Here is a 12,496-nt window from a genome sequence, read left to right as displayed (position 1 = left end):
ACTTGCAGGTCTATGTGCCGTATATGTTACGCATCTATCACTATCCCGCTATTCCCATAAGACTCATGCCGGAACGCTCGAAAGTCCTGCCTTAGTACGCAATTTTCGATCAAGTACGCATGACTTGCGGTTTGCTCGTCGTAACCCGTAAATCGTGTGGTACGCTTTTGAGATTCGTAGAATACGCGGGAGGGACATGCGATGGAACAGCCAACGGATGAAGGCGCGGTGTCGCCACTGCTCGATAGCGAAGTCGTCGACAACACCAGCTCCCGTGGTGCGCCGTACATGTCGTACAAAGGTCTGATAAACCTCATCACTAGGCTCTACGAGAACGGCGTTCCGGATGTTTTCGACAAGAGCTATTTCGGAAATCAATCAGGCAGTCTCACTGCTCAGATCCGCACCACTTTGAAGATCCTCGATCTTATTGACGGAAGCCATGTTCCGACGCCCCTGCTGAGGTCATTGGTTGAAGCAGGCCCTGACCGGCGTAAAGAGCACCTCATCGAGATCGCTAAGCAAGAATTTTCTGATGTTCTCGCCCTTGGCCAAAACGCAACCGCTGGCCAACTAGCTGGTGTCTTCCGGAGTCGTGGACTTTCTGGAGCGACCGTGAGCAAAGCCATCTCGTTCTACCTCGGTATGTGCGAAGACCTCGCAATACCGATAAGCCCTCACTTTAAGAAGGGGCGGTCAGCTCTTACTTCAAGCTCTAATGGCTCTCGGAAGCGTAGATCCTCGCGAACTCAAGACCCAGCGCCGCAAGTAGCACCGATCGTCGCAAATCCTCCAGTAACCGCCACGACAATAGAAGCTCAACGGGCTGCGTATGTCGAAATGCTCATGAAGCTAGCCTCGTCAACCGAAGCGGGTCTGCAGGAAGGCATTTTGGATCGAATCGAGCGCGCCCTTGAACTAGGAGAGAAGGCAGGGCCTCAAGACACATAAGAAAAGCTTTGCCCATGATGAATGAGCCCCTCCATAAGGCTTTCCAGCTTCATGGGAAGTAGGGATCGAGAAAGCTACTCGACTCCTTGCGCCGAGCCGGTGGCGTCGCCCTTAGAAATGTGGCGCCCCGGCTCACCTCGCTCTAAGCTACCTTACTGCAACGATCGCCTGCCCAACTAGTTTCGCGACAGTGGGTGCTCAGTGCAATTTGGATGCGCCTAAAACAGCAGAAATTTCGTGCCGATTACACGGTACTCACGAACCGAGTCAGAAAAGCTGGGCCACGTCATCCTCCAACGGCTTGCGGCGGGGTTTGCGGTCGTCGCGGGTCTGCGGCCAGGCGACGCCGGCATCCGCCAGTTCGGTCATCGTGCTCGCCTCACCGGCGAGCACTTCTTCGAGCAGGGCAGCCTGCTGCGGCTCCAGTGACACCAGCCGCGTGAGCACCGTCAGCAGTTCTGTGAACTCGAGGCTCCACTCGTGCGGCCACTCGGTCACGTGGATGTCGTCGAGCGGGCTCGTCTTCTTGCCGCCGGGGTTCTTCTTGCGGTACTTGAACCAGCTGCCGATGACATTCATGCCGCCGACCGTGTAGTCGAAGACCGCCCTATCGACCGGACCCCACACGCCGTTGCGCGAACCGTCTTCCCCCGTGAAGGAGAGCTCGCGCTTCACCCCGTCGTAGAAGTGCTTGATCGGCATCTCCTTGACGCCCTCCAGGCTGAGCGGCTGCAGGTCGAGCGGCCAAGCCGACCGCACATTGCCCTGCTCGCGCCCTTCGTCGTGATCGACGAACGACTCACCATAGGTGTGCAACCAGACCACCTCGCGTCCGAGCGCGACGGCACGCCTCCACAACTCCGGATCCTTCGTGATCGGAACCCGCACCCCTGGCGTCGTCAGCTCGTCCTCGAACGTGGCGGTGAACGCCGGATGCGACACCACCCCGGCAATGTACGCGAGCACGTCTTCGTGCGTGACTTCCAGACCGACGGATGCCGCGAGCGCCTCCTGCAGGCCCGGCGCCAAGTTTGGGGTTCCGTCTGGGTGGAGGAACGGGAGCACGCGGCCACTTTCGCTTCCCTTGAAATGGTGCTTGTCCGGCACCAAGCTTGAATAAACCAGGCCCGGGCCGGGCTTCAATGCGTGAGCGTGCTGCTCGACAACGAAAATTTGGTTCGTGATGCGTGCGTCCCAGAGGTCGGGTGCCGGCCTATGAAATAGGCGTGCATCCGAAATTACCCATTGCCGGTCGAGCGACCGGTGTCCAACCCGGACGAACCCTGCTTGTTGTGATTGTTCATTTAGAAACTTGCCAGAGGGACGCATCGTATCTGGACCGCTGAGTGGTTTCTTCGTGCTGCTCAAAGTCGAGTCGCCAGCCTCCTTGAAGAGACGCCGCTTTTGTTCCAAGTCCTGTTCGTTGACCACAGTCCTCCAACGAAGGTCGAGGATTTCCCGGTGTGGCGCGACGACCCACTGATGACCCGACTGCGACCCGGGGCTTACCCACGGTAACAATGTGCCAACTGCTGGCCACTCGTCCCAGCCCTCCGCCGCCGCCGTGAAAGGTTCCGTCCAGCCGTCACGAGCCGCCATCCAACCACTCGACAATGAAATGCTCGTGAGACGCTCAAACTTAGCCACCTGACGACCGCCGATGGATTGAAACCAAATTCTTGCAGGCTGCCCACCATCAGTTGCGCTCTTCCTGACAAATATGCCTATGGCGAGCGGTTGTCGGACCCCCGGGAAGATTCTCGTCGCTACGTCAGGTGTTTGCCCTTCAGGCGTCAGGTCGATAATCCAACCTTCGTCAGCTTCGCGGCGCAGGTACTCACGCATGCCCTTGAATCCCGGCCCGCGGAGGTAACCCGCAGTCGAGATGAAGCAGATCACGCCGGCCTGGTCCTCCGGAATCGACTCGAATACCTTCCAGGTCGCCCAGCGCCAGAAGTACACGTAGAGGTTCTTGAGCACGTACTCCGTGAGCCCGTTGCCCCTGAGTCGGAAGGCATCGAGCGGCGCACCCGGCTTGGCATCGTTGCCTTTCTCGATCCAGCCGCCCATGCCCTCGGCCTTGTCGCCGTAGGGCGGGTTCCCGATGACGACGGTGACCGGCACCTCCGCCTTGATCTTGTTGGCGCGATGCTTGCTCTCCGAGATGGCACCCAACCCGGAGGCAAGCTGGGTTTCGGCGGCGTGAGGATCCGAGAGGGTGTCGGCCACGAACATCCGCATGCCGCCCTTTGGTGGATCTGCGTCGTAGCTCTTCAGTAGGTCGGTGGTGCGCAGTTCCGACACCGCGAACGAGCCGAGTTGCAGCTCGAAGCCGATCAGGCGGGACGCCAGCTCCTTGATCGTTCCGGCAACGGCGCCCGGGCCCTCCGACTTCTCCACGTTGTCGGCGACGTGCTCGATGATCGAGTGCAGGAACGTTCCGGTACCCATCGCCGGGTCGATCGTGGTCACGCTCGGGTCGAGAAAGCCCTTCGGCTTGCCCAGCTTGGTGACCAGTGCCTCCTCGGCGAGGCGCACCATCTCATCCACCACCTCGTGCGGGGTGTAATAGCTGCCGGTCGCCTTGCGAAGCTCCGGGTCGTACTCGGCGAGGAAGTTCTCGTACAGGTGCAGGTAGGTGTCCTTGTTCTTGCGCACCGCATTCCACTCCACGGCACCGATCACCCGGCTGAGCAGGTCGATGGTGGGGAGGAAGTCGCCCTTGACGTCCTGCGTGAGCAGCTGCAGGGCGCGGCCCATCAGCGAGTGGTCGGTGCCCAGCTTCTGGCCGACCTCGTGCAGGCTGGTCGTCGCCAGGTCGATGCCCTCGGTGCGGGCCAGCAACAGGGCGAAGGTGACGGTCTGGGCGTAGCCGTCCGCGAAGACCGCGTCCGTGGCATCCGGGAACAGCAGCTTGCGCCAGTCGCTGGCGAGGCCGAGGAACTGCTGCCTGTACTCCGGCTGGCCCTTCTTCACGTTGTCGTGCTCGATGTCGAGTTGCTCGATGACCTTGGTGCGCAGCATCCGGGTGATCGGGGCGATCGTCTTCACCAGCTTGGAGACAGTACGGATCGGGTCAGGGGTCCAGTTCAGGAAGTCAGTGATCAGCTGCTGGAAAGTCGTGTCGGGACTCAGCCCGGCACCGGCTACGTCCAAAGGACCGCCTGTCAGTTGGGCGACCAGCGCGGGCTCCGGTTCGCTGCGGTACAGCCGCCACTCGCTGCCGTTCGTGTAGATCAGGTTCGGGAGGTCTTTGAGGCGGTTCCACTGTTCTTTGTTGTGGGATCTGAACGTAGAAGGGTCGAGCGACAGGCCCGCCTGCTTCACCTCGATGTAGCCGACCACCGCGCCCTTCACCCGTACCGCGAAATCGGGGCGGGAACTGATATCGCTGAGATGCGCTTCGCCGTCGAGCTCGGTCTTCTTGCCGACCAGGTCGCCGATCGCCGTCATCAGGTGGTCGATCGGAACGCGCAGCGCCTCCTCAGGCTCGCCCACACCCGCGAGCCGCGCCTTCGTCTCGCTACCGAATGACGCGACGATCTGCGCAACAGCCTTCTCGAGCATGTTTCCCCTGTCTCACGCGCCGCGACACCGTGACGGATGCTCGGGCAACGCTTCCATCTTGGCGTACGGGTGCGACAGCCTCGCTGATTGAACTTGTCGAAATCCGGGCTTGGGTTGCCCGGACGGGGTTTCGATACGCCCGCTCGCTTCGCTCGCGGGCTACTCAACCAGCAACAAGGGCGCTCGACCCGTGAGGGAGCGGTCAGGTGTTGGCGCCACGGCCTGCGACCCGCCAGGTGTCGATGAGGGCGCCATTTTGCAGGACGACGAGCTGATCGGCCAGGTTCACGGCCGCACAGACGTGGTTCGGCGCGACTCGCAGGGTGCTGCCGAGTTCGGGAATCGCTGCGCCGTCCGGGAAGCGGATGGTCGCGTGGTGTTCCGAGAGGGCCACAACTCGAGCATCCGGAAACTCAGGCAGCCGACCGCCACCAGTCGCCCACGCAGGCTGGTCGGCTCCCAGAACCTTGCTGCCGGCATCCGCGATCACGTCCTGGCCGCGCCTGCTGACCACCGTGGTGTGGGCGGTCAGCGCGACGTCGTCCCATGAGCAGCTGCCGAGCTCCACCTGCTGCGCGTCATTGAAGACGTAGACGCCCGGGCGCACCTCGTTGACCACCTCGGTGTCCGTTTCGGCACGCGTCGGGGTGGACCCGCCACTGCGAACCGAAGCGTCCACGCCGGCGCGCTCCAGCATGAAGGCGGCGATGCTGAGGGTGTCAGCCTCATCCCGGGCAGCCTGCGCCCGGCCGGTCGGCGAGTAGCCGTGACCCGGAAAAGTGAAGACGCCGGCGACCGACAGTCCGGCCCGCTCGGCAGCCACCGCCACCGTCGCCGCCTGGTCGGGCATCGTGCCGCTTCGGTGATGCCCGCTGTCGATCTCCACCATGGCCTGGATGCCGGAACCGGCGAGCGCCCGGCCGAGTGCCTCAGCCGACTCGACCGAGTCGACGCCGACCCGCAGCGACACCCGCTCGGCAAGGGCCCGCAGCCGCGCTGCACGGCTTTCGGATGGCCACACCGGGTAGGCGATGAACAGGTCCGTAAAGCCGGCGTCGGCGAAGACCTCAGCCTCGCCGACCGTGGCGAGAGTCAGCCCCACCGCGCCGAGCTCCAGCTGGCGACGCGCGATCTCCGGCACCTTGTGAGTCTTCGCGTGGGGACGCAACGCGACCCCACGCTGGCGTGCATCATCCGCAGCCCGCTGGAGGTTGCGCTCCATCACGTCGAGGTCGACTGCCAGAAACGGGGTCTCCATCGTGAGGGTTTCGCTCATGCGCTGACCCTACCCCCGGGCGATGGGAAGTTCGATGGTGGCCAGCACAGCGCGCCCGGGCGACGCGCGCACGGCCATATCGACGATCGCAAGCTGAGTCAGCGTGAACTCGTCCCCCGCGTGCACGCGGCCGTGCGTCTTCACGGTGACGTGCGGGCGGAAGCCTGCGCCCGTGAAAGCCGGCTCATCCGGGGCCGCCGCGAAGGGTCGCACCGCCGCCCGGAGCGCCTGGTGCATTGCGGTCAGCTGCTCGTTTTCGTCGATCAATGTCACCGGGATGTCGTGGCGCCGCCCGAACAACTCATCCTGGGCTGCCACCACCTTCATCGCCGGGTGGTCGGATGCGGCCGAGCGGATGGCGTCCCCCACTTCTGAGGCCGACGCATCCGTCAGGAATGGCGGCAACACCGTCACGTGCAACGGCCACTCGCTCACCGCGAAGCTGTCGCCCTCGGCGAGCGGCGACAGGGGGAGAACGACAACCAGTCGGGACATCGCTACCTGTCGCGGCCGGAACGGTTGCCGAGCCGGAACCCCAGCCAGCCGGCGATAAGTGCGATTCCCGCCGACAGGGCGAGAGCAGCATCCGTCGGCATCGCGACCAGAGTCGGTGAGAAGCGGGCGAATGCGCCATCCGGGTAGCCGAACCAGCCGAAGGTGAGCGGCTGGCTCGCGAGGATGAACCCGATAATGAGCAAGGCGAGCCCGAGCGCGAGCAGGCCCCACCGCCTGAAAACCGAAGCAACCGTCATGCGCCTGACGCTATCGCACGTGCGGCGAAGGTCCCACGATTCGCCTGCTGAGGATTACACTCGTGCCGACGCCGACACTTCACCATGATCGGAGACCCATGCCCTCGACCGAGAACCGCGACTGGTTGACCGTTTCGCTCGGAGTGCTGGGCCTGCTGCTGCACCTGGTAGTCGGATACTTCTACCTGGTGTCCGGCCTGGCCGTACCGCTGGGCGGCATCATCGTGCTTTGGCTCATCTGGGTGGCATTGATGCTGGTCGGAGTGTGGTTGCTGGTCACGCACCCGCTGCTGGCGTTGCTGGTGCCACTGGTGGCGCTGGCGCTGTACTTCGCCGCCATCACACTCGGCGGGGCGCTCTTCGGCTGGACCGCCTGAGGCGCGGCGCCCGTGCAGCCGCTTGCGCGCGCGAATCGGGTCATCCTGCGGGTTCTCCGGTGGAGCACACCCGCAGAATGACGCGGCTCGCGGTGTTGAAGCTAGTTCTCCTGCTGCCCGATCGCGAAGGTGACAGCGCCGCCCTCGTCGAGTTGGGCATCCAGAACCTTGTCTTCGAGCACCACGGCGGCATCCGGCTCAAGGAACACGCGCGCGCCGGCGCTCTCCACCACCTGGTCGGTCGGCTCTGGAGCCGGGGTGAGGTCAACGGCAAGGCCGGCGTCACCCTCTGTCGTGCTGATACGGAGGCCGGCGTTGTCGGCGACCGCCGTCTGTTCGGCGAGGTTCTTGATCAATGAGCTGGCGTTCTCGGTCAAAGTAAGCATGGGTGTTCCTTCCGATTCCGGTGAATGTCCGACCCTTCCCGCATTGGCGCCGAGACTCAACCCGCAGGTGCGCATTGTGATGAAACTCACACGAACACGCCGGAAGCCAGCAGACTGGAGGTAGTTGTGTTCGCTGAGTTGTGAGGAGATCCGGATGCCCGAATCGAGTGAAGGGCGCGTCGCCGTCTACATCGACTTCGACAACATCGTCATCTCGCGGTACGACCAGAAGCACGGGCGGTCCCGGGGTCGCGCACGGCCCGACAACCTGAAGGACATCACAGCAGCGTCGCTCCTGGCCGACCCGGAGCTGGCGCAGCGTCTGACCGAGGCAACCATCGACATCGGTGCGGTGCTCGACTTTGCGTCATCGTTCGGCTCCATCGCCGTCAGCCGCGCATACGCGGACTGGTCGGTCGAGGTCAACGCCAGTTACAAGAACCAGCTCATGGATCGCGCCGTCGAACTGGTTCAGCTGTTCCCCGCCGTGAGACCGGCCAAGAACGGTGCCGACATCAGGCTCGCCGTCGACATCGTCGAAGACCTGTTCCGGCTGGACCACCTCACGCACGTCGTCATCGTCGCCGGCGACTCCGACTACATCGCGCTGGCGCAACGCTGCAAACGCCTTGGTCGCTACGTGGTTGGCATCGGTGTTGCCGGTGCGACCAGCAAGTTCCTGGCATCCGCCTGCGACGAGTTCGCGGACTACGACGCACTGCCGGGCGTCACCACTGACGAGGAGACGCAGAACCCGCCGGAGCCGACCGAAGAGGTCGCGGAGCCGAAAAAGGCGAAGACGAAGGGCTCCATCACCGAGCCGACGTTCTCGTCGGCGGCCGGCAGCCCGACCCGGAAACAGGACAAGCAGAAGATGCAACTGGATGCGACTGCGCTCCTGGTGCGTGCCCTCAGGCTCGGGCAGGCGAAGGACGACGCCGACTGGCTGGGCAGCTCCAGCGTCAAGAACCAGATGCTGCGCATGGACCCTTCGTTCCAGGAGTCGGCCCTCGGCTACAAGACCTTCACGGACTTCATCAAGTCGCGCAAGAACGAAGTCGAACTGCAGGAGGACGGCCAGATGCGACGCATCCGCCTGCGCCCGTCGGAGAAGGCGACCAAGCAGGGTTAAAGGCCGCCGCAACGGATGATCGTCACGGCGGGATCACCATCAGGGAGCGGCAAGCGGCGTCTTGCTAGCATTCCAAGTCGGCGTCGTTCAAGGTGCCGCATCTATCGCCTCCTCAGATAGGACACCGTGGGACACAGTCACGCTCGCCCCAGAGACGACCAGCCGACATCCGAGACCGCAGCGACTCGCCGCCGCGCCAACCTCCTGCTGACCGCAATCCTCGGCCCGCTGACCCTGCTCACCATTGTCGGCATGATCCTGCTGTGGCCGAGCGGCGACCGCTCCAACGTTCGGGTTGTCGAGTCCTACGGAGGGCTGAGCACCCAGACCGGCACCGTGACAGGTGCCGCAATCGAACCGTGCGCGGGTTACGAGGCGCAATCGGGTGAGGCGCTCGTCGAATGCCTGGTCGTCAACGTCGCACCGGATGCCGGTGGTGCAGCGGTCAGCCTGGAGATACCTCCCGAGGTGACCAGCCAGTCATCGATCTCCGAGGGCAGCCAGGTGCGCTACCTGAATCTGGGCGACAGGGCGTCGGAGGGACAGGACCAGCACCTGTTCATCGACTTCGTGCGCACCGTACCCATGGCACTCCTGGCCGGCGTGTACGCCTTGGTCGTCATTCTCGTTGCCCGGTGGCGGGGCTTCCGCGCATTGCTCGGCCTGGCGGGCGCGTACGCGGTCATGGCATACTTCATCCTCCCCGGGCTGGTTGAAGGGAAGCCACCGCTCCTCCTCGCGCTGATCGGGTCGAGCGTCATCATGATCGCCGTGCTCTACTTCGCGCACGGGTTCTCTGCGCGCACCTCGACGGCCCTGCTGGGCACCATCTTCGGGCTGGTCGCCACCGCCCTGATCGCCGCTTGGGCATCCGGATCATCACAGTTGACCGGCCTCAACGATGATGCCGACTTCTACCTGCAGACGGTCTCGGACAACATCTCGCTGTCCGGGGTCATGCTGTGCGGGCTGATCATCTCGGGGCTCGGTGTGCTGAACGATGTGACCATCACGCAGTCGTCGGCGGTGTGGGAGATGCACGAACTCGCACCACAGTCGAGCGCGCGCCGGCTGTTCGCCGGAGCCATGCGTGTGGGGCGTGACCACATCGCATCAACCGTCTACACGATCGTGTTCGCTTACGCCGGGGCTGCCCTCCCGTTGCTGATCATCACCTCACTCCAGGGGCTGCCGTTCGTGGAAACGGTGACCGGTGGGGAGTTGGCTGAGGAGATCGTGCGAACCCTGGTCGGCTCCATCGGGTTGGTGCTGGCGATCCCGGTGACCACGGCCATTGCCGTTCTCGTTGTGAAGGCTGTCGGATCGAAAACCGTGCAGACTTCAGCCGCCATCGTGGCACCCGATGCCCCCTCAGTGGCCCATCCGGTCGGCGCGGATCAGTGGGCCGGGGCGACGCCGATCACGATCGTGGAGTCCAAATCGTCTGAGTGGTGAACGGCGGTCGCAAAGCCGGCAGCGGCCAATGCCTCGGCCGTCAGCGATGATTGCCTCTCACTCGTCTCGATCAACAGCGCGCCGCCGGGTGCCAGCCACCGCGAGGCGTCCGCAATGATCCGGCGCTGCACGTCCAGGCCGTCCGCTCCCCCGTCGAGCGCCACCGGGGACTCGTGGAGGCGAGCTTCCGGCGGCATCAGGCTGATGGCATCCGTCGGCACATAGGGCGCATTGGCGACGAGAATGTCGATGGTCCCGGCCACGGCGGGCGGCAGCGCAGCGAAGAGGTCGCCCTCGAAGACCCGGTCGGGCGGCAGATTGCGGCGGGCGCACCGCACCGCCGCTGGATCAACGTCAGCAGCGTAGAGGCGGATGCCCGGCACGGCAGCCGACACTGCCGCGCCGACCGCGCCGGTACCGCAGCACAGGTCGAGCACCACGTCGTTTTCGGTGGCGAGGTGGGCCGCGAGTTCGACCAGGTAGGCGGTGCGCTGGCGGGGGACGAAAACGCCGGGCTCAACGACGATTCGCAGACCGCAGAATTCCGCCCAGCCCAGAAGGTGCTCCAGCGGCAGCCCGGACATCCGCTTCGCCACCAGGTCGTTCAGGTGCTCATCGGTCGTCGCCGCCTCGAGGAGCAGTGTTGCCTCCTCTTCAGCGAAGACCGAGCCGGCGGTTCGCAGGCGAGCTGCAACGTCGGAAACCTGTGTTTGAGTGGCGCCCACTAGGCGGTCGGGCGCCCGCCGGGCGACTCTCTCGCGCGGTATTCGAATGTTCCGGCGGTCACGGTGCGGTACGACTCCTCGATGATGGACTCCAGCACCGCCAGGTCGATGTCGTCGAGCTTCTTGATGTATACGCACACCAAACCGGTCGTGTGTGGGCCGAGTTTGGCCAGCTGGCCCTCGTACGCGGCAACGCCGTCTGGCAGGTACACGGTGGTTGCGGCTTTGCGCGGCGCGAAGCCCGCCCCACCCGCATCGCCTTCACGACCGCTCGCGTATTTGTAGTGGTATCGGCCGATTCCGATGATCGACGGTCCCCACATGCGGGGTTCCTGACCGGTCACCCGGGACATCAACTCGATGAGGGTCTCGGCATCGCGTTTGCGGACGGCCGGGGTTACCTGGGCGACGAACTCCCCCACGTCTGCATCGGACTCGATCAACCGTGCTCCTCTGTTGCTGAACTCTGCTGCTGAACCTGTTTCGGTCCACAATACGAGGTGGAGCTACTCCTCTGTGGACGCATTCCGCCAGCGGACGCATTCCGCCAGGGAACGGAGCCTGCGCGCTCATCTGCGGGGTAGTACACCTGCGGTTCGAGCGGTGCCAGCGCCAGATGTCGGTGGAGGCTGGCACACTGTGCGGCATGGCACTCGTTCAGTACTACGTGGCGTCCACCATCGACGGGTTCATCGCCGACCGCGAAGACAACATCGACTGGTTGCTGCAGTTCGGCTTCGACAACTTCCAGGAGGACTACGACAAATTCATGGCGGATGTCGGTGCGATCGTCATGGGGTCGACCACCTACGAATACGTGATCGGTGAGGGCGCCGAATCCTGGGCCTACGGTTCAACGCCGGTGTTGGTGCTCACGTCGCGCAGCCTGCCTGCGGTGCCCGGCGCAGACATCCGTTTCTTCGCCGGTGACGTGGCTGAGGTGCACCGGGAGGCGCTGGAAGCTGCCGAAGGAAAGAACGTCTGGGTGGTCGGCGGGGGCAACGTTGCGGCCCAGTTCGCCGACCGCGGCCTGCTCGACGAGCTGCTGGTCACCGTGATGCCGATCGTGCTCGGCTCCGGAAAGCAGTTGCTGCCGATCGCGGGCGTCACCGAACCGCTCACCCTGCAGGGCACCACCCCGTTCCCGGCGGGAGCGGTCGGACTCCGTTACCGGCTGTCCGCGATTCCAGCCGAGTGACCCGCTATGACTTCGGGTACGCCGACACCTTGAGCGCCCGGGCCAGGTGGGCGGCGTTCGCTGCGAGCGACGCGTTCGTGGCCGCTGTTTTCTCCGGGGTCTCCGGAAGGTCCTTGTAGTCGACGGTGTGCATCGCCTCACCGTTCCAGTAGGTGCCGCCCTGCGCGGGAATCGTGAACCCGACATCGTTGAGCGCCTGCATCAGGTCTGCGGTGATCTTGTGCGCGCCGTCCTCGTTGCCGACCACCCCGGTGACCGCCACCTTGTCGTACAAGATCGGGCGGCCCGCATCATCCGTCTCCGACAGCTCGGCGTCGAAACGTTCGACCACCCTCTGGGCGACGCTCGACATGTGACCGACCCAGGTGGGCGTGCAGAAGACCAGGATGTCGGCATCCAGCACCTGCTGGCGGATGCCCGGCCACTCGTCGCCGTCACCCATATCGGTCTTCACGCCGGGCTTCACGTCGTGGTCGACGACCCGGATCGTGCTGCCAGTGACCCCGTGCTTGGCCAACTCCTCGAGCAGCTGAGTGGCCAGCAATTCCGTGCTCGATTCGGTCGGCGATGGCGACAAGGTACAGACGAGGGCGATAGCTGAAAGCGAGATATCCATGAGTCGAGTGTTGTCCGGGCGGAAGGGAACGTACACCCTGCCCGAGGTTCTAGGCTCGAAC

The 12,496-nt window shown here is 64.1% G+C and carries 13 protein-coding genes; 5 read left to right on the top strand and 8 right to left on the bottom strand.

Annotation, left to right across the window (positions count from 1 at the left end; translation table 11 throughout):
- Positions 1-201: 201 nt before the first annotated feature.
- Positions 202-951 carry a hypothetical protein gene (locus tag ACX3PH_RS06395; RefSeq protein ID WP_459090575.1) on the top strand — a complete coding sequence of 250 codons (750 nt, stop codon included), beginning with the start codon at positions 202-204 and terminating at the stop codon, positions 949-951.
- A gap of 267 nt (positions 952-1,218) precedes the next feature.
- Here the strand turns inward: ACX3PH_RS06395 and ACX3PH_RS06390 are convergent, their stop codons facing one another.
- The 4 genes from ACX3PH_RS06390 to ACX3PH_RS06375 all read right to left on the bottom strand — a co-directional run bounded on the left by ACX3PH_RS06390 (position 1,219) and on the right by ACX3PH_RS06375 (position 6,546).
- The gene (locus tag ACX3PH_RS06390) at positions 1,219-4,518 is read right to left on the bottom strand and encodes a type ISP restriction/modification enzyme (RefSeq protein WP_459090573.1); all 3,300 of its coding nucleotides are present in this window, start codon (positions 4,516-4,518) and stop codon (positions 1,219-1,221) included.
- Between the two features lie 202 nt (positions 4,519-4,720).
- A complete protein-coding gene (locus ACX3PH_RS06385) occupies positions 4,721-5,794 on the bottom strand; it encodes an alanine racemase (protein ID WP_459090571.1) in 1,074 nt (357 codons plus the stop codon).
- A gap of 9 nt (positions 5,795-5,803) precedes the next feature.
- Entirely contained in the window at positions 5,804-6,289 is a 486-nt protein-coding gene (locus ACX3PH_RS06380; protein ID WP_459090569.1) for a 2'-5' RNA ligase family protein, read from the bottom strand.
- Between the two features lie 2 nt (positions 6,290-6,291).
- Positions 6,292-6,546, bottom strand: a complete 255-nt coding sequence (locus ACX3PH_RS06375; RefSeq protein ID WP_459090567.1) for a hypothetical protein — start codon at positions 6,544-6,546, stop codon at positions 6,292-6,294.
- A gap of 98 nt (positions 6,547-6,644) precedes the next feature.
- Here ACX3PH_RS06375 and ACX3PH_RS06370 point away from each other — a divergent pair, with 98 nt between their 5' ends.
- Entirely contained in the window at positions 6,645-6,923 is a 279-nt protein-coding gene (locus ACX3PH_RS06370; protein WP_459090565.1) for a hypothetical protein, read from the top strand.
- Between the two features lie 101 nt (positions 6,924-7,024).
- Here ACX3PH_RS06370 and ACX3PH_RS06365 read toward each other — a convergent pair whose 3' ends face one another.
- Positions 7,025-7,309 carry a Fe-S cluster assembly protein HesB gene (locus ACX3PH_RS06365; protein ID WP_459090563.1) on the bottom strand — a complete coding sequence of 95 codons (285 nt, stop codon included), beginning with the start codon at positions 7,307-7,309 and terminating at the stop codon, positions 7,025-7,027.
- A 154-nt stretch (positions 7,310-7,463) separates the two neighbouring features.
- Here ACX3PH_RS06365 and ACX3PH_RS06360 point away from each other — a divergent pair, with 154 nt between their 5' ends.
- Together ACX3PH_RS06360 and ACX3PH_RS06355 are read left to right on the top strand one after the other, a co-directional pair.
- The gene (locus tag ACX3PH_RS06360) at positions 7,464-8,441 is read left to right on the top strand and encodes an NYN domain-containing protein (protein WP_459090561.1); all 978 of its coding nucleotides are present in this window, start codon (positions 7,464-7,466) and stop codon (positions 8,439-8,441) included.
- Between the two features lie 126 nt (positions 8,442-8,567).
- A complete protein-coding gene (locus ACX3PH_RS06355) occupies positions 8,568-9,896 on the top strand; it encodes a YibE/F family protein (RefSeq protein WP_459090559.1) in 1,329 nt (442 codons plus the stop codon).
- Here ACX3PH_RS06355 and ACX3PH_RS06350 read toward each other — a convergent pair.
- Together ACX3PH_RS06350 and ACX3PH_RS06345 are read right to left on the bottom strand one after the other, a co-directional pair.
- Complete coding sequence (locus tag ACX3PH_RS06350; RefSeq protein ID WP_459090557.1) at positions 9,839-10,621, bottom strand: putative protein N(5)-glutamine methyltransferase; 783 nt, start codon at positions 10,619-10,621, stop codon at positions 9,839-9,841. The two genes, ACX3PH_RS06355 and ACX3PH_RS06350, sit on opposite strands and share 58 nt — an antisense overlap.
- Complete coding sequence (locus ACX3PH_RS06345) at positions 10,621-11,064, bottom strand: DUF1801 domain-containing protein (protein ID WP_459090555.1); 444 nt, start codon at positions 11,062-11,064, stop codon at positions 10,621-10,623. Before ACX3PH_RS06345 ends, ACX3PH_RS06350 begins: the two co-directional genes overlap by 1 nt.
- 203 nt (positions 11,065-11,267) lie before the next feature.
- Here ACX3PH_RS06345 and ACX3PH_RS06340 point away from each other — a divergent pair, with 203 nt between their 5' ends.
- The gene (locus ACX3PH_RS06340; protein WP_459090553.1) at positions 11,268-11,819 is read left to right on the top strand and encodes a dihydrofolate reductase family protein; all 552 of its coding nucleotides are present in this window, start codon (positions 11,268-11,270) and stop codon (positions 11,817-11,819) included.
- A 4-nt stretch (positions 11,820-11,823) separates the two neighbouring features.
- Here ACX3PH_RS06340 and ACX3PH_RS06335 read toward each other — a convergent pair whose 3' ends face one another.
- A complete protein-coding gene (locus ACX3PH_RS06335; RefSeq protein ID WP_459090551.1) occupies positions 11,824-12,435 on the bottom strand; it encodes a flavodoxin family protein in 612 nt (203 codons plus the stop codon).
- Between the last annotated feature and the right edge of the window lie 61 nt (positions 12,436-12,496).

This window comes from Homoserinimonas sp. A520, from assembly GCF_054489245.1.
The sequence above is the reverse complement of the archived record's forward strand: the minus strand, read 5'-3'. Positions and strand labels throughout refer to the sequence as shown.